The 21,740-nt window shown below is 34.4% G+C and carries 25 protein-coding genes and 1 rRNA gene; 18 read left to right on the top strand and 8 right to left on the bottom strand.

Going from position 1 to position 21,740, the window contains the following annotated elements; all coding sequences use genetic code 11:
• Positions 1-3: 3 nt before the first annotated feature.
• The 4 genes from pstA (at position 4) to BN2144_RS00540 (ending at position 4,784) form a co-directional block, all read left to right on the top strand.
• The gene (pstA, locus tag BN2144_RS00555; RefSeq protein WP_094763098.1) at positions 4-873 is read left to right on the top strand and encodes a phosphate ABC transporter permease PstA; all 870 of its coding nucleotides are present in this window, start codon (positions 4-6) and stop codon (positions 871-873) included.
• 23 nt (positions 874-896) lie between these two features.
• Positions 897-1,721 carry a phosphate ABC transporter ATP-binding protein PstB gene (gene pstB, locus BN2144_RS00550; protein ID WP_033826430.1) on the top strand — a complete coding sequence of 275 codons (825 nt, stop codon included), beginning with the start codon at positions 897-899 and terminating at the stop codon, positions 1,719-1,721.
• A gap of 258 nt (positions 1,722-1,979) precedes the next feature.
• Complete coding sequence (gene nhaC / locus BN2144_RS00545; protein ID WP_033826429.1) at positions 1,980-3,359, top strand: Na+/H+ antiporter NhaC; 1,380 nt, start codon at positions 1,980-1,982, stop codon at positions 3,357-3,359.
• A 150-nt stretch (positions 3,360-3,509) separates the two neighbouring features.
• Positions 3,510-4,784 carry a hemolysin family protein gene (locus BN2144_RS00540; protein WP_033826428.1) on the top strand — a complete coding sequence of 425 codons (1,275 nt, stop codon included), beginning with the start codon at positions 3,510-3,512 and terminating at the stop codon, positions 4,782-4,784.
• A 72-nt stretch (positions 4,785-4,856) separates the two neighbouring features.
• On the opposite strand, the gene BN2144_RS00535 is transcribed toward BN2144_RS00540, so the two are convergent.
• The gene (locus tag BN2144_RS00535) at positions 4,857-5,048 is read right to left on the bottom strand and encodes a YfhD family protein (RefSeq protein ID WP_033826427.1); all 192 of its coding nucleotides are present in this window, start codon (positions 5,046-5,048) and stop codon (positions 4,857-4,859) included.
• Between the two features lie 116 nt (positions 5,049-5,164).
• Positions 5,165-5,290: a YfhE family protein gene (locus tag BN2144_RS18950; RefSeq protein WP_082195109.1), complete on the bottom strand. Its 126-nt coding sequence runs from the start codon at positions 5,288-5,290 to the stop codon at positions 5,165-5,167.
• A gap of 131 nt (positions 5,291-5,421) precedes the next feature.
• On the opposite strand from BN2144_RS18950, the gene recX reads away from it, so the two are divergent.
• Positions 5,422-6,255, top strand: coding sequence for a recombination regulator RecX (gene recX, locus BN2144_RS00530; RefSeq protein ID WP_050632153.1), 834 nt, complete (start codon positions 5,422-5,424; stop codon positions 6,253-6,255).
• An 18-nt stretch (positions 6,256-6,273) separates the two neighbouring features.
• Positions 6,274-6,594, top strand: a complete 321-nt coding sequence (locus tag BN2144_RS00525) for a YfhH family protein (RefSeq protein ID WP_033826426.1) — start codon at positions 6,274-6,276, stop codon at positions 6,592-6,594.
• Positions 6,595-6,646: 52 nt separating this feature from the next.
• On the opposite strand, the gene BN2144_RS00520 is transcribed toward BN2144_RS00525, so the two are convergent.
• The gene (locus BN2144_RS00520; protein WP_033826425.1) at positions 6,647-6,808 is read right to left on the bottom strand and encodes a small, acid-soluble spore protein K; all 162 of its coding nucleotides are present in this window, start codon (positions 6,806-6,808) and stop codon (positions 6,647-6,649) included.
• 120 nt (positions 6,809-6,928) lie between these two features.
• Positions 6,929-7,909 carry a metal-dependent hydrolase gene (locus BN2144_RS00515; RefSeq protein WP_033826424.1) on the bottom strand — a complete coding sequence of 327 codons (981 nt, stop codon included), beginning with the start codon at positions 7,907-7,909 and terminating at the stop codon, positions 6,929-6,931.
• 211 nt (positions 7,910-8,120) lie between these two features.
• Between BN2144_RS00515 and mutY the strand changes: the two genes are divergently transcribed.
• The gene (mutY, locus tag BN2144_RS00510; RefSeq protein ID WP_033826423.1) at positions 8,121-9,212 is read left to right on the top strand and encodes an A/G-specific adenine glycosylase; all 1,092 of its coding nucleotides are present in this window, start codon (positions 8,121-8,123) and stop codon (positions 9,210-9,212) included.
• A gap of 165 nt (positions 9,213-9,377) precedes the next feature.
• Here mutY and BN2144_RS00505 read toward each other — a convergent pair whose 3' ends face one another.
• The gene (locus tag BN2144_RS00505) at positions 9,378-9,596 is read right to left on the bottom strand and encodes a hypothetical protein (RefSeq protein ID WP_033826422.1); all 219 of its coding nucleotides are present in this window, start codon (positions 9,594-9,596) and stop codon (positions 9,378-9,380) included.
• A 127-nt stretch (positions 9,597-9,723) separates the two neighbouring features.
• Here BN2144_RS00505 and fabL point away from each other — a divergent pair, with 127 nt between their 5' ends.
• The 5 genes from fabL to pdxK all read left to right on the top strand — a co-directional run bounded on the left by fabL (position 9,724) and on the right by pdxK (position 14,419).
• Complete coding sequence (gene fabL, locus BN2144_RS00500) at positions 9,724-10,473, top strand: enoyl-[acyl-carrier-protein] reductase FabL (RefSeq protein ID WP_033826421.1); 750 nt, start codon at positions 9,724-9,726, stop codon at positions 10,471-10,473.
• Between the two features lie 98 nt (positions 10,474-10,571).
• Positions 10,572-10,745, top strand: coding sequence for a gamma-type small acid-soluble spore protein (locus BN2144_RS00495; RefSeq protein WP_033826420.1), 174 nt, complete (start codon positions 10,572-10,574; stop codon positions 10,743-10,745).
• 317 nt (positions 10,746-11,062) lie between these two features.
• Complete coding sequence (ntdP, locus tag BN2144_RS00490; RefSeq protein ID WP_033826419.1) at positions 11,063-11,596, top strand: nucleoside tri-diphosphate phosphatase; 534 nt, start codon at positions 11,063-11,065, stop codon at positions 11,594-11,596.
• Positions 11,597-11,669: 73 nt separating this feature from the next.
• Positions 11,670-13,415, top strand: coding sequence for an ABC transporter ATP-binding protein (locus BN2144_RS00485; protein ID WP_033826418.1), 1,746 nt, complete (start codon positions 11,670-11,672; stop codon positions 13,413-13,415).
• A 164-nt stretch (positions 13,416-13,579) separates the two neighbouring features.
• Positions 13,580-14,419: a pyridoxine/pyridoxal/pyridoxamine kinase gene (gene pdxK / locus BN2144_RS00480; RefSeq protein ID WP_033826417.1), complete on the top strand. Its 840-nt coding sequence runs from the start codon at positions 13,580-13,582 to the stop codon at positions 14,417-14,419.
• 103 nt (positions 14,420-14,522) lie between these two features.
• On the opposite strand, the gene BN2144_RS00475 is transcribed toward pdxK, so the two are convergent.
• A complete protein-coding gene (locus BN2144_RS00475) occupies positions 14,523-15,584 on the bottom strand; it encodes an FUSC family protein (RefSeq protein WP_033826416.1) in 1,062 nt (353 codons plus the stop codon).
• Between the two features lie 119 nt (positions 15,585-15,703).
• The gene (locus tag BN2144_RS00470) at positions 15,704-16,114 is read right to left on the bottom strand and encodes an ion channel (RefSeq protein ID WP_033826415.1); all 411 of its coding nucleotides are present in this window, start codon (positions 16,112-16,114) and stop codon (positions 15,704-15,706) included.
• A 315-nt stretch (positions 16,115-16,429) separates the two neighbouring features.
• On the opposite strand from BN2144_RS00470, the gene bcp reads away from it, so the two are divergent.
• The 4 genes from bcp to perR all read left to right on the top strand — a co-directional run bounded on the left by bcp (position 16,430) and on the right by perR (position 19,308).
• The gene (bcp, locus tag BN2144_RS00465; protein WP_033826414.1) at positions 16,430-16,900 is read left to right on the top strand and encodes a thioredoxin-dependent thiol peroxidase; all 471 of its coding nucleotides are present in this window, start codon (positions 16,430-16,432) and stop codon (positions 16,898-16,900) included.
• A 313-nt stretch (positions 16,901-17,213) separates the two neighbouring features.
• Positions 17,214-18,161, top strand: a complete 948-nt coding sequence (locus tag BN2144_RS00460; RefSeq protein WP_033826413.1) for a D-2-hydroxyacid dehydrogenase — start codon at positions 17,214-17,216, stop codon at positions 18,159-18,161.
• Between the two features lie 2 nt (positions 18,162-18,163).
• Positions 18,164-18,712 carry a cob(I)yrinic acid a,c-diamide adenosyltransferase gene (locus BN2144_RS00455; protein WP_033826412.1) on the top strand — a complete coding sequence of 183 codons (549 nt, stop codon included), beginning with the start codon at positions 18,164-18,166 and terminating at the stop codon, positions 18,710-18,712.
• A 152-nt stretch (positions 18,713-18,864) separates the two neighbouring features.
• Entirely contained in the window at positions 18,865-19,308 is a 444-nt protein-coding gene (gene perR / locus BN2144_RS00450) for a peroxide-responsive transcriptional repressor PerR (RefSeq protein ID WP_075047776.1), read from the top strand.
• A 38-nt stretch (positions 19,309-19,346) separates the two neighbouring features.
• Here perR and BN2144_RS00445 read toward each other — a convergent pair whose 3' ends face one another.
• Entirely contained in the window at positions 19,347-19,712 is a 366-nt protein-coding gene (locus tag BN2144_RS00445) for a YgzB family protein (RefSeq protein ID WP_033826410.1), read from the bottom strand.
• Between the two features lie 249 nt (positions 19,713-19,961).
• Between BN2144_RS00445 and BN2144_RS00440 the strand changes: the two genes are divergently transcribed.
• Both BN2144_RS00440 and BN2144_RS00435 read left to right on the top strand, forming a co-directional pair.
• Entirely contained in the window at positions 19,962-20,831 is an 870-nt protein-coding gene (locus BN2144_RS00440) for a nucleotidyltransferase-like protein (protein ID WP_033826409.1), read from the top strand.
• A gap of 815 nt (positions 20,832-21,646) precedes the next feature.
• Positions 21,647-21,740: ribosomal RNA gene (locus tag BN2144_RS00435) — 16S ribosomal RNA — on the top strand; the annotation flags it as partial.

The following is a 21,740-nucleotide window of genomic DNA, read 5'->3' as shown; positions in this document are numbered from 1 at the left end:
ATAATGAATCAGAAACAAATGACGAGTCGGATGAAGTTGCGTTTATTTAAAAGTACTTTTTTTAAATATATCTTCCTATCATCAACATTTTTCTGTCTAATAGTATTAGCTATTTTATTTGGTAGAATTTTAACTCAAGGATTACCGCATCTTGACTGGTATTTTCTTAATCGTTTACCATCGAGAAAACCAGAAGAAGCCGGAATTTACACATCACTCAATGGAACAATTTGGTTAATGGCTGTAGTCGTTCCAACAACTTTTTTCTTAGGGGTCGGTGCAGCGATTTATTTAGAGGAGTATGCGAAGAAAAACCGTTTTAATACGTTAATTCGACTGAATATATCAAATTTAGCAGGTGTTCCTTCCGTTGTTTATGGTTTACTAGGGTTAACATTATTTGTACGTACATTTGCATTAGGGAAAAGTGTCTTAGCAGCTGGTTTTACAATGAGTTTACTAATTCTTCCTGTTGTTATTGTATCCGCTCAAGAAGCCATTCGTGCGGTACCAAAAGAGTTACGAGAGGCTTCGTATGCAATGGGGGCAACAAAGTGGAAAACGGTTTTAAACGTTGTCTTACCAGCTTCTCTACCTGGTATTTTAACAGGTGCAATTCTTGCCTTGTCTCGTGCAATTGGGGAAACAGCTCCACTTGTTGTTCTTGGAGTCCCTCTATTTCTTGCGTTTTTACCAACTTCAGTTTTTGATGAATTTACTGCCTTACCAATACAAATTTATAACTGGACGAGTCGCCCGCAAGAAGAGTTTCATGCTTTAGCTGCAGCAGGAATCATCGTTCTTTTAGGTGTACTCATTATGATGAATGTAATCGCAATAATCATTCGAAATAAGTTTTCTAAACGGTATTAAGTTATAAGGATGGGAGGAGTTACATGGCTATTGCTACGAAAGTAAAAAATGTGGAAGTAATCAATTTTAGAGAAAAGAAGGATCTACTAAATAATGAAGTCGTTTATGAAACGAAGGATTTAAATTTATGGTATGGGAAAAAGCATGTATTAAAAAATATGAATCTAGAAATTTGTGAAAACGAAATTACAGCAATTATTGGTCCTTCTGGATGTGGGAAATCAACGTATTTAAAAACATTAAATAGAATGGTTGAACTTGTACCAGGCGTCAAAAAAAGTGGTGAAATACATTATCGTGGTCGAAATATTTTTGGAAAATCGTATGGAGTAGAAGAACTACGAACAAGGGTGGGGATGGTCTTTCAAAAGCCAAATCCATTCCCAAAATCAATTTACGATAATGTAGCCTATGGTCCAAAAATTCACGGGATAAAGGAAAAAAAGATATTAGATGAAATTGTTGAAAAGAGTTTACGCAGTGCGGCAATTTGGGAAGAGGTAAAGGACCGACTAAAGGAAAATGCTTATGGATTATCGGGAGGGCAGCAACAACGTCTTTGTATTGCTAGATGTCTCGCAATTGAACCAGATGTGATTTTAATGGATGAACCGACATCAGCACTCGATCCGATATCAACTTTAAAAGTAGAAGAACTTGTCCAAGACTTGAAAGAACAATTCAGTATCGTTATTGTAACACACAATATGCAACAGGCTGCAAGAATTTCCGATAAAACGGCATTTTTCTTAAATGGGGAAGTGATTGAGTTTGATAAAACCGATAAGATATTCCGAACACCAAGTAATCAAAAGACAGAAGATTATATTACAGGAAGATTTGGTTAAACGATTAGAAAATAAAGCATGTAGAAACCTAAAAATATGGTAGATTCATATTTTTAGGTTTTTTCGTTTCGCTTACTAAAGGTAGGTATGTCAGTCTTTATAGCGTATTTTATTGCACGGGGTTCCTTGACAATTTTCATAACTATGATTATAGTAAAATAAAATCTTTAACACATAGACGCTTTTAAGTGCTAAAGTAAAAATATAGTAAAATAGCACTTAAATTTCAAAAAAAAACAGAAATATCTGGAGGCAAGCATGAATAAAAACACTTCTTGTTATGAACCGGGTACGATAGAAGCAATCTTTCTTGCTATTGTTAGTATATGCATCCTTAGTTTTGGGATTATCCAGTTGGAAGCAACACCACATATCCCCATTTTAACCGTCATTATATTTTTTATTTTTTACGGTTTATTAAGAGGCATTCCTTTTAAACAGTTAGAACAAGGGCTTGTAAATGGAGCGATATCAGGCATTGGTGCTGTTTTTCTATTGTTTTTTATTGGGCTGTTAATCGCGTGCTGGATGATTAGTGGGACGATTCCAACCCTAATGTACACGGGGTTTGGAATTACGACAAACCATTACTTTTATGCTGTTGTTTTTATCGTAACCGCAATGATTGGAATTGGAATTGGGAGTTCTTTAACAACCGTTGGCACAATCGGTGTTGCTTTTATCAGTATTGCATTAACGATGGACATATCATTATCCATTACTGCTGGCGCTATTGTATCCGGTGCTTTTTTTGGTGATAAGATGTCACCTTTATCAGATACGACAAATCTAGCATCAACAGTATTAAAGGTTGATTTATTTGAACATATTCGGAACATGTGCTGGACGACCATCCCTACATTCCTCATATCCCTTATTTTCTTTACGATTCTTTCGCCAACTTTAGGAAAAGGGGACTTTGAAAAAATAAATACGTTTAAGGATAGTTTAATGAATACAGGACTTATTCATTGGTATAGTTGGATTCCGTTAATTATCTTATTGATCCTTTCCATAAAAAGTGTACCAGCTTTTTTATCGTTATCCGTAAGTTCTATTTTAGCTGTCTTGTTATCTTTTTTTCATCGTCATTCGATAATGAATGATCTACCTACGATCTTTTATAAAGGATATATATCAAATACTGGTAATCAAGCGATTGATGAATTATTGACTAGAGGTGGAATAAGCAGCATGTTTTTTACCATCACACTCGTACTCTTAGCTTTAGGAATGGGTGGCTTATTTTTTACTTTAGGCATTATTCCACGAATTATCCAGTTTATCGAAAAGTTACTTGAATCAGTGTCATCCGTTATTACGGCTTCGGCACTTACGGCAATTGGAATCAATACATTAATTGGTGAACAATATTTAGCCATTTTATTAACAGGAGAATCTTTTCAATCGCAGTACAAGAGATTAGGTTTAGCAAATAAAAATTTATCGCGTGTTTTAGAAGATGCTGGAACGGTAGTGAACCCTCTCGTTCCATGGAGTGTATGTGGTGTGTTTATTACGAGTGTCCTTGGTGTTTCTACAATCGATTACTTACCTTTTGCTTTCTTTTGTTTAATATCGCCGATTATGTCAATTTTATTTGGCTTTACTGGAAAAACGTTAACTTATTTGAAATAGGGAGCTACCAGATGTGGTGCTCCTTTTCTATTTTGAATCATTTTTAATAGAAGAAAAAGAAAAGATGGAAAAATGAGCCATTTTATTGTATTTGTGATAAAATCAATCTCAAGAAGGATTGAAAATTTGTCATTGGAGTGTGAGTTTAGCGTGGCAGACGTGCCCATAGGATTAATCTTGCTATTCGTGTTTTTAATTTTATTATCTGCATTTTTTTCATCTGCGGAAACAGCTTTTTCTAGTGTAAATAAAATTCGACTGTACAATTTTACAAAAGAGGGAAGAAGGGGTAGTGAAAAGGCAATTTATATAATAGAAAACTTTGATGACGCCATTTCTACGATTTTAGTCGGAAAAAACTTAGTGAATATTGGTGCTTCAAGTATTTCAACAGCTGTCGTTACCAATATATATGGCCCAAATCTAGGATTAATTATTAGTACTTTTGGAATGACATTCATTATTCTTACTTTTGGAGAAATCTTGCCAAAGTCTATTGCAAAAGAACATGCAGAGACATACCCATTAAAAATATCAGGGATTTTATACATGTTAGTAAGAGGGTTATCACCTGTGAATTTACTTTTCTCGAAATTGAAAAGCTCTGTAGCAAAATTATTCTCAAGTTCTAAAGAAAATTTGCCATCGGTTACAGAGGAAGAAATAAAGGCGATGGTTGATATAAGTGCTGAAGAAGGTGTTATTAACAAAAATGAAAAGGAATTGTTGCACAGATCTTTAGAATTTAACGAAATCATTGTTGGTGAAATTTTAACACATCGATTGGATATTGTAGCCATTGAAGTAAATCAGCCTATTGAGGAGATTACGAAAATATTGTTGGAAGAACGGTATTCAAGAATTCCTGTCTACGAGGATAATATAGATAATATCATCGGTTTTTTATCGGAACGTGAATATTTTGCAGAATTAGTTAAAGGTGAAGAAGTGAGCATCCGTTCATTATTAAGGCAACCAATGTTTGTTGTAAAGTCAATGAAAATTGCTACTTTACTTCCAGAACTTCAAAGAACGAAGAGTCATATGGCTATTGTATTAGATGAATTTGGTGGAACAGCAGGGATTATTACAATGGAGGATATTTTAGAAGAGTTAGTTGGAGAAATATGGGATGAACATGATGAAAAGGTTAGCATTATGACTAAATTATCTGAAGATGTATTTGTTTTTAGTGCACAATTTCATATAGATGATTTTGCACAAATGATGAATGTTCCTGTTCCTGAAACGACTTACTATAATTTAGGTGGTTGGATTTTTGAACATTTATCACGAGAGCCGGCAGTTGGTGAAGTTATTTACTATGAAAACTTAAAACTTTCCGTAACGGAAGTTGACCATCATCGGATTGAAAAGGTGAAAGTGGAAAGATTGGTAGAAAAAGCAAAAGAACATGAAGAATAAAAATGGGGGAAATTTAACCCCCATTTTTTTAAAATTTCTCAACTGGGCTTTGAACTCCTAGGTAAAGTTTTTTTACTTTCTCTTTTGTTTTGCTTTTACACGCTTGTCTGCCGCATTTGATCGTGCAACGGCTTCTCGATCTTGTAAATCAGCTAGTTCATTTGAATATTCCACATCTAATCCGTCCGATTTCATGTTTTTCGGAACTTGAGGAAGTGTTGCTTTGTTTTTATCACGAGTTTTTTGACCACGAGCACGTCCCATATGGAGACCCCTTTCATAGACATATTTGAAGAGGATTCATCCTCACATATAGAATGGCCGATTCACGTATGATTATTTCAGGTAAGAGTTAACAGTGTATACCACAAACGTTCTACTTATCTTTTCTCTCGTACGGATGCAGCCGCTTGATCTGCTCGCTTGAAGTCCCGTCCATAGATGATTTCTTGTGCTTTTTTCAATTGAATTTTCTCCACTTCACGTTTTCTTTTATCGTTTGCCATATTTGTCACCTCCAAAAATATTCACACGACAATATTATTTTTTCCAACATAAACCAAACCATACGTAGCTTAAGTTCAAATTGAATACAAAATTGTTCTTTTATGATAAATTTGTGTTAGAGAAAACATGAATGGGGGTGTACATCCTGCCAGTCATTAAGAAAATAACCGTCCAGAAAAATAATAAAGAACGGTACAATATATTTTTTGACGATGGTATATCTGGTCAATATGCGTTTAGTGTAAGTGAAGATATATTGATTAAACATGATTTACGAAAAGGGAAAGATGTAAGCGAGGAAGAGTTAACAGACATTTTTTATCATGAAGAAATACAAAAGGCGTATAATCAAGCGATCCAATTTTTATCCTTTCGTATGCGGTCGATGAAAGAAGTCCATGATTATTTAAGTGATAAAGGAATTGACGAAGGAGTCATTGAGGAAGTCATTCGTCGCCTCCGTGAACGAAAATATATAAATGATGAAGAATTTACAGCTTTGTATGTTAAAACACAATTGAATACGACGGACAAAGGACCAATCATTTTAAAAGAGGCATTAAGGAAAAAGGGAATTACTGACATAATGATTGAGGAAATCGTAGACAAGCATTACTTACCTGAAATTCAATTGGAAAAGGCAATCTCCCTTTGTCATAAGCATAAAAGAAAAGGGAAAACATTATCTTCTATCCAGTTAAAAAATAATTTACAGCAAATGTTAGTTCGTAAAGGCTACACGAAAGAAATTATTTCAAAAGCGATGGAAGCGACGTTCATTCATAACGAAGAAAATAATGAAGAGGATGCGATTCGATTCCAAGGGGAGAAGGCTTGGAGAAAGTACCAATCACAACCAGTAGACAAACGAATTATTAAAGTGAAACAGTATCTATATCGGAGGGGATTCCAACTTTCTGATATTGAACGTTTTCTTGAAGATTATATTACATCAGAAGAATAGACAAGGGAAGGTGTTAAAATGGAAGAAAAAAGATATAGTGAAATGACTGAATTAGAATTAAAACAAGAAATCGCTAACTTAAGAGAAAAGGCGAGAAAAGCGGAACAACTCGGAATCCTAAATGAATACGCTGTTCTTGAACGAAAAGCACTCATGGCAGAAAGTTATTTGCGAAATCCAAAAGATATAAAAAAAGGGGAAATATATCGGTTACGAAATGAAGCGGATACATATTTTCGCGTTAATTACTTGAAAGGCTATTTTGCTTGGGGATATCGGCTCAACGGAAATGGCAAAGAAGAAGGACTTCCAATTTCTTTATTAGAGGAAGTGGAATAAAGAAACAGGACTTTTCAATATTGGGAAACCGAAAAGTCCTGTGTATACATTATTATTGGTTTCCTCTTTTGTTTGATGCGTGCATTCTTTCTTGAGGGTGCGTATTAATTGTCCCATCAGCTCTTAAAGAAGCGTATTTCGCTTGAGCACGAGGCATTCCTTCTAATTTTTGATCATCTTGATTTGGAAAACCTTTTTCTTTATTACGTACCAAGGTTTTTTCCTCCTTAATATAGTGAATTTTTTAGAGAGAAAAATAAAAAGTGCGTATAAATAGTTACGCACTTTTAGTATGGTTTAGTTTGAGAGAAATTTGCTTATATTTTTTTGGCAATTACTGTGGTAAGATTTCTAGTTTTTTTCTAATTTTCTCCTTGTTGTAAATCCAACCCGTATAGGATGTCAAAATATTTAGTTCATGGTCTAGTTTAACAACAGCGAAAAAGGGATAATGATCTTTACTTCGATAACGTAAATCGATGAATCGAACTTCATTGTAATGGTTTCCTTCTTCAATTTCCCAACGATAGACGGGGGAAAAGGATAAAAAAGCACCAACATTTTTATCTTTAATTGCCGCATTCATTATCGGATTATCTGGTAGAGGAATCCGTTCAAATTCATCAACTACCGTAAAACTACGACGGAATGCATGAGCAACATAAAATTTACTTTTTGCAATAACAGCAATACGCCATTGGAAAAACTTCATCGTCGGGCTTAAAATAACTTCCTCTGTATCAGGAATGCGTTTTTTTATCATGGATACTAGTGATTTTCTAATATAGTATCTGTATAAATAATATCCGATAATGATTCCGTACATAGTCAGGAACACAATGCGAGGATCAGCACCAAGTCCCCAAATAATAATGCAAACTACGTGGATGCCGAATATGAATGGATCGAATGTATTGATCCAGCCAAGCGCTACCCACTTTGAGGAGAATGGTCGTAAAGCCTGAGTTCCATATGCATTAAAAATATCAACAAACACGTGTAAAAAGACAGCGAAAAAGGTCCATAACCAAAGATGAAGTAAATTTGCCCCAGGGAAAAACAAATATAAAATAGCTACAATAGCAAGTGGCCACAACACGACGGCAGGAATGGAATGAGTAATGCCTCGGTGGTTTCGGATGTATACAGCATTATTTCGTAACTTCAAAACCGTATCAATATCCGGAATTTGCGATCCGACAATTGTAGCAATTAAAACACTGTGATATGTTTCTGTATGATTGAATACAACTGGATCAATGGTCGCCAGTCCACCTAAAGCAATACCCATAACAATATGTGTTCCAGTATCCAAGAACATACCTCCAAGTATTTACTCGACTGCTGATATAGTCAACAACGAGGGCTAGTTTAAAATGTACTGAATTCATCATGTTATCATATAAAATGATGATATGATTATTCATAGCATTGTTCAAAGAAACGATATTATACAATTTTTTATTGTACGCATCGAACATGTGAATTATGATTCTAATTAAATATTATCATTTGGAGGACAAAGTGTGAAAGAAAGAGTACTGACATTTTTAAAAAGCTTCAACATAGACGATTTTCAAAAATCACTACGCGACTGGTTTAAAGCAGAAAAACGAGATCTTCCTTGGAGAAAGGATAAAGATCCTTACAAAGTATGGGTTTCTGAAATCATGTTACAACAAACCCGTGTCGATACCGTTATCCCATATTTTCATCGCTTTATCGAAAAGTATCCAACGATACAAGCATTAGCTGAGGCTGATGAACAAGAATTATTAAAAGTTTGGGAAGGATTAGGGTACTATTCGCGTGTAAAAAACTTACAAGCAGCGGTCAAAGAAGTAGACGAGAAATATGGCGGAGTAGTTCCTGTTGAAAAAGAGAAATTTAGTCAATTGAAGGGTGTCGGTCCTTACACAACGGGAGCAGTGTTAAGTATTGCATATGATCAACCAATCCCAGCTGTAGATGGAAATGTTATGCGTGTACTATCAAGGGTTTTTGAAATAGAGGATGATATAGCAAAGGCGCGCACCCGGAAACTTTTTGAACAAATAACAGAGGCGATTATTTCTCATGATGATCCGTCTAGCTTTAACCAAGGCTTAATGGAACTTGGTGCGCTCATATGTAAACCGACATCACCAGCATGCCTACTTTGTCCAGTACGAGATCATTGCCGTGCATTTCAACACGGAACAGAAACGAATTTCCCTGTAAAAACAAAACAGAAAAAGGGGAAGACGGTAGAGTTTATCGCTGCACTCTTGATGGATGAAAAAGGTCAGGTCTTCATTCAAAAGCGTCCGGATGAAGGATTGTTAGCAAGTTTATGGGAATTTCCAAATATACCGTTGAGTGGCAAACATAAAAATATGGTTACTTTTTTTGAGAAAACGTGGATGGAACATCATTCGGGTAAAGTGGAAATATTACAACCATTAACGGTTATTAATCATGTGTTTTCACACTTAACATGGAAAATTCATGCTTTCACAGGGGAAATTACCGGAGACATTCAAGAGACAAATACCTTTAAACTCGTTTCCATTGATGAATTAAGTCAATATCCTCTTCCCGTTCCATATCAAAAAGTATGGCAAGCATATATAGAATAAAGAAAACTCGGAGATGCTAGAGCCTTTAGGAACCAAAGAGCTTAGAGTTCGCTGGAAAAAGAGTTTTTCGGATTTGATGTAATGTTGCTAGAGCCAAGCCTTCCTATTAGCCAAGAAGAAGCAATTGACAAATAACATCAATTGCTTCTTTTATTGGTGATTTTTTTATGAATATTGATTAGAAGGTGTATCATCCGTTTGTAGCTGTTTTAATCCCCCTCGCTCTTCAATTTCATTAATAATTTTTTTATATATGGATTGACCTTCTTGATTTAAATAAGGCATAATTTGTTGAAAGGACCGTTGAAAAAAGATCAGTTCATGATCTTGCCAATCAGCTAGTGACATCATCGTTAGCTCTGTCATATCTCGACCATCATACATAGAAGAACACCTCTTTTTTCATAGTTTTTGTTACATATTAGGTGAATATTCATGAATAAACATTGTGTTCGTTATATTTTAAGAAGCGAACGACTATTTTTTAGAATGAATGAAAGGATGAAATAATATGTCTAATAAAGTTGCTTTAGTTACCGGAGCAAGTCGTGGTATTGGTAAAAAAACAGCAATCCGACTCGCAGAAGAAGGATATGATATTGTTATTAATTACGTTCGAAGTAAATCGGCTGCGGAAGAAACAGCTAAGGAAATTGAACAATTAGGTAGAAAATCACTCGTTGTCCGAGCACATGTTGGGGATGTTGATAAAATAAAAGCAATGTTTCAAGAAATTGACAAGGCTTTCGGTCGTTTAGATGTTCTTGTCAATAATGCGGCTTCTGGTGTATTGCGCCCAGTTATGGATATTGAGGAAACTCACTGGAATTGGACGATGAATATTAATAGTAAAGCCCTTTTATTTTGTGCCCAAGAAGCTGCGAAATTGATGGAACGAAATGGTGGCGGGAAAATTGTCAGCATTAGTTCAATTGGTTCGATTCGTTATTTAGAAAATTACACCCTTGTCGGTGTTTCGAAGGCGGCATTGGAAGCTCTAACTCGCTATTTGGCAGTAGAGTTAGCTCCAAAAAATATTATCGTTAATGCTGTTTCAGGTGGTGCAATCGACACAGAAGCGTTAAAACATTTTCCAAACCGTGAAGAATTGCTGGAAGATGCGAGAAAAAATACGCCTGCAGGGAAAATGGTCGAAATGGAGGATATGGTTAATGCCATTATGTTTTTCATTTCTGATCAATCCTCTATGATACGTGGACAAACGTTAATTGTAGACGGTGGAAGATCACTACTCGTATAGTTATTCTCCTTTTTTTAAAAAACTCCTGGAATTTCTATAAAAAAAATGGATAACCTCACCTTCAATTGGACATCTTATGATATGTGGAGGTGATAAACATGGCAAAAAACAATAAAGAACAAACTGGTACAAACTTTCAAGAAGTAAGACAACAAAACGCTCAATCTGCTGGACAAGGTCAATTTGGTACTGAATTTGCTAGCGAAACGAATGCAAAAGAAGTTCGTCGTCAAAATCAAAAGGCAGAATCTAACAAAGGCCAAAACTCATAACATAGTTAATATGTGCAAACTATTTATCAGTACTTAAAAGGAATCAAAATCCTTACATTCAAAAAAGGTGCTTCTTAATCGGAGGCACCTTTTTTGTATGTTAAAAACACATAGTCAGGAAATTTCATCTGTAATAAATGGTGAATTGTAAGAAATTAATATTTGGTTAGGAGCATTTGTTTTAAAAATGGAAAGGAAACGTTATAATATAAAAATAACAACAAAATCAATTCAAAAGAGATTAGAAAATTGAGGACCGGTGTAAAAGAGAAAATTTAAACTTGATATATGGTCGGAAATAGAAAGTAGGGATTAAAATGGGGATTCCCATGGAAGGAGAAACAATTCAAATACATAGTTACAAACATAATGGACATATTCATCGTATCTGGGAGGAGACGACAGTTTTAAAAGGGACGAAAAACGTAATTATCGGGGGAAACGACCGCACAACTGTTACTGAGTCTGACGGTCGAACATGGATTACGAGAGAACCGGCAATTTGTTATTTCCATTCTCAATGCTGGTTTAATATTTTAGGGATGTTAAGAGAAGATGGTATTCACTATTATTGTAATTTAAGTTCGCCATTTGTTTTTGATGATGAAGCATTAAAATATATCGACTATGATTTAGATATAAAAGTTTTCCCAGATATGACTTATGTATTACTCGATGAAGATGAATATGAAGAACACCGAAAATTGATGGGGTATCCAGAAGTAATTGATAAAATTTTGAAAGCAAATATGGACAAACTTATTGATTGGATTCATCAAAAAAAAGGGCCATTTGCACCTGATTTTATTGATCAATGGTATGAGCGATTTTTAACCTATCGAAAGTTTTAATAAATGAATATGAAGATGAAAATACCGAATCAATGGACATTGGTTCGGATTCATTTTTAAGGGAGAGAAATATATGGGGAGCATGAAGCGGTACATGCAATTCGTTAAACCGTACCGAGTTCAAATTATCGCTACACTTTTTATTGGAATTATTAAATTCGCTATTCCATTATTGATTCCACTACTAGCAAAATTTTTAATTGATGATGTTATTGTTAATGATGCATTGACAAAACAAGAGAAGTTTACGCAATTATGGTGGGCAGTTGGAATGATGGCGGTTATTTTTATTCTTTTACGTCCACCAGTTGAATATTATCGTCAATATTTTGCTCAATGGACAGCAAATAAAGTTTTATTTGATATTCGACAAAAGTTATACAATCATTTACAGAGATTGGGCCTAAAGTACTATTCAAATAAGAAAACTGGCGAAATTATTTCCAGGGTGATAAATGATGTCGAACAAACGAAGGACTTTGTCGTAACGGGATTAATGAACGTATGGATTGATTTAACAACGATTATTATTACTGCTACGATTATGTTTTCAATGGATGTTAAATTAACTTTTGTGTCATTGTTAATGTTTCCATTTTATGCCTTTTCAATAAAATATTTCTTTGGTAATTTAAGGAAATTGACCCGAAGTCGTTCACAAGCATTAGCTGAAGTACAAGGATATTTGCATGAACGCGTTCAGGGAGTAGCTGTCATAAAAAGTTTTGCTATTGAAGAGCATGAGCAAAAGCTATTTCATGAAACAAATTCTAATTTTTTACAAAAAGCGTTAAATCATACGAGTTGGTATGCAAAGGCGTTTGCAGTCGTTAATACAATCACAGACATATCACCACTGCTTGTTATAGGTTATGCTGCTTATGAAGTTATTCAAGGAAACTTAACGGTTGGGACATTAGTTGCTTTTACTGGGTATATTGACCGGCTGTATAACCCGTTGCGTCGACTTGTTAATTCATCGACAACACTCACGCAATCGATTGCTTCGATGGACCGTGTGTTTGATTTATTTGATGAAGAATATGATATTGTAGACTGTGAAAATGCGAAATCGTTGAAGAAAGCGGAAGGACGTATTCAATTCGATTCGGTATCGTTCAAATATGAAGAAGACACACGATACGTCCTTAAAAAGATAAATCTTTCCATAGAAAAGGGTCAAACGATTGCTTTTGTTGGAATGAGTGGAGGAGGGAAGTCTACGTTAGTTAGTTTACTCCCTCGATTTTATGATGTTACTGAAGGTAGAATATTCTTAGATGGAATTGATATACGTGAACTAAAAGTGAAAGATCTTCGTGATCAAATTGGAATGGTATTACAAGATAGTATATTATTTAGTGATACAGTGAAAGAAAATATTTTGTTAGGACGACCAAATGCAACCGGTGAAGAAGTGATTGAAGCGGCAAAACTCGCAAATGCATACGAGTTTATTATGAATTTACCAGAAGGGTTTGATACGAAAGTGGGAGAGCGGGGGGTAAAATTATCAGGTGGTCAAAAACAAAGAATTGCAATTGCCCGATTATTTTTAAAAGACCCTTCTATTATTGTGCTAGATGAAGCAACGTCCGCCCTTGATTTAGAGAGTGAACATTTAATTCAAGAGGCTCTCGACAATTTAGCTAGACATCGGACAACGTTAATTGTCGCCCACCGGCTATCGACCATCACCCATGCAGATCGTATCGTTTTAGTTGAACATGGAGAAATTGTTGAAATGGGTACACATGAAGAGTTAATGAAGAAAAAAGGAAACTATTATCATCTATTTACTGTTCAACAGTTGGAATGAAGTAGAAGAATAATAATAATTAAGTTATAAACAGCTTGTAGCTGATAAATGGAGATTTTCCTAGAATAAAAATAATATGTACATTTTTCTACTATTGAAATAGTGATATAATAAATCTAGTACATTTATATCAACAAGATATTCAAATTTAGGAGGAAGTAGAGATGGGGTTAAAGAAGACATTAACGCTTGCTGGATCTGATACTAGCGGAGGCGCAGGTATACAAGCAGACTTAAAAACATTCCAAGAACACGGTACATATGGAATGACTGCATTAACATCCATTGTTGCGATGGATCCAAAAGAACAATGGAAACATAACGTATTCCCAATCGACACAAATGTTGTTGATAAACAATTAGAATGTGCTTTTTCTGTTGGTCTGGATGCAATGAAAACAGGAATGCTTGGTTCGGTTGAAATTGTAGAACTTGGCGCTAAATATATTGATCAATACAAATTAGAAAAAGTGGTTATTGACCCTGTTATGGTTTGTAAAGGAGAAGATGAAGTTCTATTACCAGAAACTGTTGATGCATCTCGTGAACTTCTTTTGCCACGTGCGCTTGTAACAACACCGAACCTTTTTGAAGCATGGCAATTATCTAAAGAAGGTCCAATTCGTAGTATAGAGGATATGAAAAAAGCTGCAGCGAAAATTTATGACCTCGGTGCGAAAAATGTTGTGATTAAAGGTGGAAAAACTTTAGACCATGATAAAGCAGTCGATTTATTTTATAACGGAAAAGATTTTATTTTACTAGAAACAGAAAAAATTGATACAACCTATAATCATGGGGCTGGTTGTACGTTTGCAGCGGCTGTGACTGCAAGACTGGCAAAAGGAGAAGATGTACTTGATGCTGTTCTTCACGCAAAACAGTTTGTTGCAGCAGCTATTCGTCACGGTTGGAAACTAAATGAATTTGTAGGTCCGGTTATGCACGGTGCTTTTAATGAGTTCAAAGATGATTTACCAGAGATAAATCAAGTGAACGTGTGATATTTGCTCGGAAATGCCAACATCTAGACAAAGTAATTTCAAATGAAGTAAAGGACTGTCCCTATTCGCTAGAAAGAAAAGCAATCAGGACAGTCTTTTTATATTAATAAGCTTCATCAATTGTAATTTTCTCATTATGGTATTGTTGTAAGCTATTCACGAGAATTTCCAGTTTTTCAAGCTGTTCATTATATTCAAGAATGGCTCCAACCAACTGAATCATATGGGTTAACAGTAATTCACTGTTGCTGTCTTCTTGATATTGGTTAAATAAATTTACGAGCTCCATTCTTTTTATTCCATACTCTTCCATTTCCTTGTCATGAACTTGTACGGCTTTTCCGATATAACGCAACAATAAATGTTCATGATTATTATTTAAATGGGCTAAAATTTCGAGTAATTGCTCACGTACATTTTCCGGCAATTGAAAGAAGTGGTGCTCATAATAATGCATCTTCCTTAATATTTCTAACGCCTTTCTAGCTGTTGTAATCATTTGTCGATAAATGACTACCTTCCGCATTTTCCCCCATTTATTCTTTTTAAGAAATGTTCTTTCTTCCTTATAAAATAAGAACAATTGATCAAGATGAATGAGCCGTTCTTTAATCGCAACAATGTCTTTTTTCAATAGAACATAGTCAACGGCTTGATGATTTGTCACACGAATCCATTTTAATATATCACTTGTTATTTCTGAAATAGAACTGTATAGTTTCGTTTCGTACTTTGGTGGTAAGAAGATTAAATTGATGATAAATGCAGATAAAATACCAAGCATAATTGTAGCGAAACGCAAAATAGCAAATGTAATAAATTGGTCTTGAGGTGTTTCCATAATGATAATTAGTGTAACGATAGATAAAGAAACCGTGTCTATTTTTAACTTTAGATTAATCATGATAAGCACAATGGCTGCAAGACCAACGATAATAAAATGATTACCAAAAAGTAAAACGAAAATAATGGCAATGATTGCTCCAATGACATTTCCTTGGACTTGTTCTAAAATTGTCAAGTAAGAACGATAAATCGATGGTTGAATTGCGAATACAGCGGAAATTGCTGCAAAAACGGGTGTCGGTAAATTCAACAGTTCCCCAATCATAAGCGCTAATACAACAGCTAAACCTGTTTTAAAAATGCGGGCACCTAATTTCATTAAGTAAAATCCTTTCTTGCTTATAATCTTTCTTGATAGTGAACGTCCTTCTGAATTGTAGTGCAATATTTATGATAACTCAATAGATAAAAGGCCTTTTTTAATGATAATGCTTGTACTTATCCTCGCTCTTTGCGGAAATCAATGACGGTTCGAACAACAAATGAAGCGGGAATTGTGTAACCAATGAGTGCTTCGATAATAGCCACGACTCTTCCGATACCGATAGGAGCGATATCTCCGTAACCGACAGAAAAAAGTGTTAGCCCACTAAAATAAAAGCTTGCCTGTAATGAATATAGCAAACCTCCCACTTTAACTCCATTTTCTAATAAGACCGAATACCCATTTTGAATAAAAATAAAGTAAACTAAACCAAATCCGAGAAAAATTGTTGAATAAATAAAAATTAAGTATAGAAAGCTTTCCCAAGATAATAATTTGTTTTGATATGGGATTGGGGAAAATAATGTTCTGAGGCTCATTGAGATAATAATGATAATAAATAATAGAAATATATATCCAAACATGTTGCACCTCTTTTAATTACACTATGGGTTGATTCCTAAATCATACGTTTCTTATGGAACAAATTGAAAAATCGTCTCGATCTATCCAAGATAAGTTAGGTTAAATGAATGTTAGCTCCTTAATATATACGCTTGTCTACTATGAAACATGATTATATTTATCGTTAAGCATTATTTCTTGTCTTTTTTTATTATTTTCGTTAATGTTAGCTTAAAGTCCACGTTCAAAAATAGCGGGGGATAAGCGTAGACAAGCAGGTGATGCTTCCTTATCGAAGTTTGAACAAATAATTAGATTGAATGGAGGAATCGTTAATGACCGTATCAATCGGTGAACAAGTATCTGATATTGAACTACTAGCAAGTAATGGGGAAAAAGTGAAGTTATCCGATTTTCGTGGAAAACATGTCGTCCTTTATTTTTATCCAAAAGACATGACACCGGGATGTACGACTGAAGCATGTACGTTCCGAGATTATCATGATGATTTTACAAATTTAAATGCAGTCATTCTAGGGGTTAGTGCCGATCCATTAGAAAAGCACCAAAAATTTATTGACAAGCATGGCTTACCTTTTCTTTTGTTAGTTGATGATGAGCATAAACTTTGTGAACAATTTGGTGTTTGGAAGGAAAAGAATGTTTTTGGTAAAATCGGATTTGGTATTGAACGTTCTACATTCATTATTGATGAAGAGGGAACTCTTGTTAAAGAATGGCGTAAAGTAAAAGTTCAAGGCCATGTAGAAGAAGCTTTACAATACATAAAAGATCATTTATCGTAAGCGTAGTAGTTATAAGCCTGTTTTATTAAAACAAGGCATTCATCCATGCGCTTTAAGTATAAGTACATATAGTATAGTAGGGCATACCTCCTCATAAGATTTCACTCTTAATCAAGCCGATAATATCCTCAAAAAAGGGATTTATCGGCTTTTCTGTTCATATCTAGTGAATCGGTCTAAAACGAAAATAATCATCTTTATGCTATAATAGAAAAGCCTATTTCTTCATAATTATAGTTAACACCAATGACAAGTTTTCATAATACACACATAACAGAAATAAAAAATAAAAGTTTCTGAAAGGAAGATGGAGATGCATGTTGTTGGAACAATTTTACGAAATGATGAATTGGAAAGGAATGTAAAGAAACAATTTCCAGACGTAGAGTTTACGTACGTAAGAAAAGTGAATGAACTAGCGAGTCTAGAATCGGTAGACGTGTTGCTTACTTACGGTGATGACGTAACACCTGATGTCATAAGTAGAATGCCGAATTTAAAATGGATTATGGTGATGTCTGCTGGAATTGAAAAGCTTCCGATTCGTGTTTTAAAAGAGAGAAAGATAATTGTTACAAATGCGAGAGGAATCCATAAAATTCCGATGGCCGAATTTGTTTTTGCATTTATTTTACAACATGCAAAGCAACTTCACGTATTTCTAGCACAACAAAGAGAGAATGTATGGAATCGGAAAGTCCAACAACAGGAAATATATGGTCGGACATTACTTGTTGTGGGTGCGGGAGCGATAGGGTCACAAATTAGTACGTACGGGAAAGCTTTTGGTATGTATACAATCGGTATAAATCGGAGTGGAAACTCAAATCCTGATTTTGATGAAACGTATTCAATTGATCAATTGAATGATATATTACCAAATGCAGACTACATCGTTTCGGTTTTACCAAATACAGTACATACGAATAAAGTTTTTACAAAAGAACAGTTTTTGCATATGAAAAGGACGGCAGTTTTTATCAATGTTGGTCGGGGAAATGCGGTAAATGAGATAGATTTAATGAATGCGTTAAATGAAGGGCAGCTTGCTCATGCATTTCTTGATGTATTTGAAACGGAGCCATTACCTGTAGACCACCCATTTTGGCCGTCAGAAAAGGTAACGATCACACCACATCTATCGGCAATTACGGATATGTATTTACCGCGAGCATATGAGATTTTTGTGAAAAACTTACGAAATTATATTGAACAAGGTGAAAACTGGGTTAACTTAGTCGATTTAAATAGGGGGTATTGATTGTGCGAATATATACGAGATCAGGAGATAAAGGAACTACATCTTTAGTCTATGGTGTACGTGTACCAAAAAATGATATACGAGTAGAAGCTTATGGAACATGTGATGAAGCAAACTCATTTATTGGTTTTGCTGTAAGTTTTTTACAGGATAAATCCTTTCAAGAAAAGGAGAAAATAGTAAAGATCTTTCATGAGATACAAACAATCCTTTTTCATGTTGGAGCAGAACTATCAACCCCAGAAGGAAAAGAAGTTGCATGGAAGCTAGAGGAGAGGCATGTAAAGACACTGGAAGGTTATATTGATGAACTTGATGCGAAATTACAACCGTTGTCGAACTTTATTTTACCAGGGGGGCATCCTGCGGGGGCGGCTCTTCATACTGCAAGAACAATTGTTAGAAGAGGAGAAAGGTGTGTAGTTAGTATTGAAAACCTTAATCCAGCAGTTGTACAATACTTAAATAGACTTTCTGATTTTCTATTTGTTGCCGCTCGATATGTTAATTCAGTTTTTCAAATAGAAGAACAACATTTACATCAAGAATAAAAAGATTAGTTTGTATACTTTTTAACAATTTATTGAATTTATGTGTAATCAAGCTTTATTACTAGCCGGATTGATTGACAAAATGCTGGGTGAGTGGGTACAATAATTATAGGAATTATTATTTAATAATCTTTTTAATAGAAAAGAGGTGCATGGCGGTGTCACAAAGTCAATTGAAGGAAGCTTTAGATACATTAAAGGTGTCTGGCGTACGAATTACACCACAACGTCATGCGATACTTGAATATTTGATAAATTCAATGACTCATCCAACAGCTGATGAAATATTTAAAGCATTAGAAGGCAAATTTCCAAATATGAGTGTCGCAACAGTGTATAATAATTTGCGTGTTTTTCGCGAGGTGGGTCTAGTAAAAGAACTAACCTATGGTGATTCTTCTAGCCGTTTTGATTTTAGCACTCACGATCATTACCACGCAATATGTGAAAGTTGTGGGAAAATTGTCGACTTTCAATATCCAGGTCTCGATGAAGTTGAACAATTCGCAACTCATGTAACCGGGTTTAATGTTAGTCACCACCGATTAGAAGTTTATGGTATTTGTCCAGAATGTGCAAAAAAGGAATCGCATTAATCGATAAATGATAGGCTTTTAATAAACAATGCTCCCGATTAAAGCTCGGAAGCATTCTTTTTTTTGCTATTGAAGTTCTCATCAAAAACTTGCCCTTCTAAAGAGCGATCTAAGGTTAAAGGTTCACGACAATACATACATATATCCACTCTTCCTAACATCTTCGTTACTTTCTGACAACTAGGGCAAACAACTTGTACAGCCTTTGTCGATAGCATACCGATTAAAAAATAAACAACACAGCTTGCAATGATTGAAAGTAACCCAAAAACCATAAAAAGTACCATAACAATTGGCCAATTTTTAAAAAGTAAGCCAACATACATAATAATAAAGCCAAGAAAAATTAAACTAAGTGCAAAGGTACGAATTTTATTGATTTTACTTGAATACTTCACGTCCAATCCCCCTTTTTTACAACTATAACATAATTTATCGACTTGTTTGAAAATAAAGTTAAAGTAAATCAAAAATATGATAAATGTGGTTTGGTATAATTGACAAAGTGAAGTTGTTTCATGAAGTGAAAATGTCCTTGAAGTGAAGTTTTTCACAATTTTGTCAAGATCTATAAAAAATAATAGAAGTAATTGAAGGATTTTAGCTAACTTTGTCGAAATGAGGATAAGATTCTATTTTTGGAGGATAGATTTATGGATAATTTTGTACGAACATTATATCAAGAAAGAGCAAGCTTACCTTCGACAGTCGGTGTTCTATTAATCGAAAGTGCAGAACAATTGCTTACAACAACGGATACATTTGACTCCGTGCTATTAATAATATCTACTGATAAGGAACCGGAACTACTTGTGAAACATTATAGTTATGAAGGAACAAAACTGGCCCTTTATAGTATTTATGAAAATAAATTAAGAGAATGGCTCATGGCTGGATCGAATCGGAAAATATATGATTGGTTATTAAATGGAAAAATACTTTTTGATCGTAATGATTCACTTCAACAGTTAATACAAGACTTGAATGATTTTCCGTTCCATGAAAGAAAGCTACGAATTGGATTAGAATTTTCGAAGTTAATTAGAAGATATGCAGATGGTAAAAAGCTATATGAACAAAAGCACTATTTTGATGCATATAATCATGTTATTCACTCTCTTCATCATTTAGCGAGGTTATCATTAATTGAAAAAGGATTTCACCCGGAAGTGACGGTTTGGAATCAAGTGAAGAACTTAGAACCAGAGATTTATAAAATGTATAATGAACTCATTAATAGTAATGAAGCGATTGATAAAAGGTTGGAGCTTTTATTTTTAGCAAGTGAATTTTATCTACATATGCGAACAGATCTTGGCAGTTCACATATTATTGAAGTGTTGAGTAGAAAGTCAATGTGGTCAATACAGGAAATTATTGAGGAAAAAGAATTGAAGCTTTACTCGGTAGACATTTGTGTCCTTCTAGAATATTTAGTTGATAAGGGATATTTAGACATTATTTTAGAAGAATCGAAAGGGAAGTCGATATACCACAGATACTATACGACTAAGAATTTTTGATTTTTAGTGAGTAAAGTATCGGTGTAAGATGAATTTTAAGAGTGAGGTGTATCGAGTTATTATTTTGTCCCCATAAATTCTGAAGCTTTTTTGAAAATGAAGGGATCTCAATTGAATACTAATTATACATGTTTAGTAATAGCTAGTACTCGGATAGGCATCTTTTGCTTATTGTTATAGTATGAAAGGGAATTTGTGGGCACATAAATTGCGATTTCATAAGGCGACCTTTAGTCCGTCGTCATTGGTGAACTTGAATGTTAAATAATAAAGATATGTAATCTGCTAAATCCCGAGTAATTAAAGCTTATCTATTTATAATGTAGATATTTATACTTCTTTGTAATAAAAGCATTTAACACTACTATTGTTATTTAAAGTCATTATTAAATTAAATATCATGGGTAGACAAGGGATTTAGTGGTGTTCTTCTATGGTTATAGATGTAATTGTTATTATTTCGGAATGGAGAATTTATTAAAGAAAGTTTTATAAGAATGATGTGGATAAACAGCATTAAAAAATGTATAAAAAGTATTGACTTATAGTTATTGGGTTGTTATACTAATATTCGTCGCTGAAAATACGTCGATGACTAATAGAAATATAACATTTGACACATTACGGTAGTCATGTTATAGTTTAAAAGTCGCTCGTGAAAATGAAATAAAAATTTCTTATTGACAAAGCGAAAGGTTAATGATATAATTTTCAATGTGTTCTGAGCGAACATACGTGATTGAACTTTGAAAACTGAACAAGACAAAGCGTTTTATAAATTTAAGCTAGTCATTTATTTTGAGCAATCAAACTATCTTTTGGAGAGTTTGATCCTGGCTCAGGACGAACGCTGGCGGCGTGCCTAATACATGCAAGTCGAGCGGATCTTTTAAAAGCTTGCTTTTAAAA

The organism is Bacillus andreraoultii (genome assembly GCF_001244735.1).
Classification (GTDB): domain Bacteria; phylum Bacillota; class Bacilli; order Bacillales; family Caldibacillaceae; genus Caldifermentibacillus; species Caldifermentibacillus andreraoultii.
Note: the sequence above shows the minus strand (reverse complement) of the source record. Positions and strands in the feature narration are given on the sequence as shown.

Coding starts and splice junctions, on each gene's coding strand:
- pstA (WP_094763098.1), top strand. CDS start 4: ATGAATCAGAAACAAATGACGAGTCGGATGAAGTTGCGTTTATTTAAA.
- pstB (WP_033826430.1), top strand. CDS start 897: ATGGCTATTGCTACGAAAGTAAAAAATGTGGAAGTAATCAATTTTAGA.
- nhaC (WP_033826429.1), top strand. CDS start 1,980: ATGAATAAAAACACTTCTTGTTATGAACCGGGTACGATAGAAGCAATC.
- BN2144_RS00535 (WP_033826427.1), bottom strand. CDS start 5,048: ATGGGACGTGCTCGTGGTCAAAAAACTCGTGATAAAAACAAAGCAACA.
- BN2144_RS18950 (WP_082195109.1), bottom strand. CDS start 5,290: ATGGCAAACGATAAAAGAAAACGTGAAGTGGAGAAAATTCAATTGAAA.
- recX (WP_050632153.1), top strand. CDS start 5,422: ATGGGGGTGTACATCCTGCCAGTCATTAAGAAAATAACCGTCCAGAAA.
- BN2144_RS00525 (WP_033826426.1), top strand. CDS start 6,274: ATGGAAGAAAAAAGATATAGTGAAATGACTGAATTAGAATTAAAACAA.
- BN2144_RS00505 (WP_033826422.1), bottom strand. CDS start 9,596: ATGTATGATGGTCGAGATATGACAGAGCTAACGATGATGTCACTAGCT.
- fabL (WP_033826421.1), top strand. CDS start 9,724: ATGTCTAATAAAGTTGCTTTAGTTACCGGAGCAAGTCGTGGTATTGGT.
- BN2144_RS00495 (WP_033826420.1), top strand. CDS start 10,572: ATGGCAAAAAACAATAAAGAACAAACTGGTACAAACTTTCAAGAAGTA.
- ntdP (WP_033826419.1), top strand. CDS start 11,063: ATGGGGATTCCCATGGAAGGAGAAACAATTCAAATACATAGTTACAAA.
- BN2144_RS00485 (WP_033826418.1), top strand. CDS start 11,670: ATGGGGAGCATGAAGCGGTACATGCAATTCGTTAAACCGTACCGAGTT.
- pdxK (WP_033826417.1), top strand. CDS start 13,580: ATGGGGTTAAAGAAGACATTAACGCTTGCTGGATCTGATACTAGCGGA.
- BN2144_RS00475 (WP_033826416.1), bottom strand. CDS start 15,584: ATGAAATTAGGTGCCCGCATTTTTAAAACAGGTTTAGCTGTTGTATTA.
- BN2144_RS00470 (WP_033826415.1), bottom strand. CDS start 16,114: ATGTTTGGATATATATTTCTATTATTTATTATCATTATTATCTCAATG.
- bcp (WP_033826414.1), top strand. CDS start 16,430: ATGACCGTATCAATCGGTGAACAAGTATCTGATATTGAACTACTAGCA.
- BN2144_RS00460 (WP_033826413.1), top strand. CDS start 17,214: ATGCATGTTGTTGGAACAATTTTACGAAATGATGAATTGGAAAGGAAT.
- perR (WP_075047776.1), top strand. CDS start 18,865: ATGGCGGTGTCACAAAGTCAATTGAAGGAAGCTTTAGATACATTAAAG.
- BN2144_RS00440 (WP_033826409.1), top strand. CDS start 19,962: ATGGATAATTTTGTACGAACATTATATCAAGAAAGAGCAAGCTTACCT.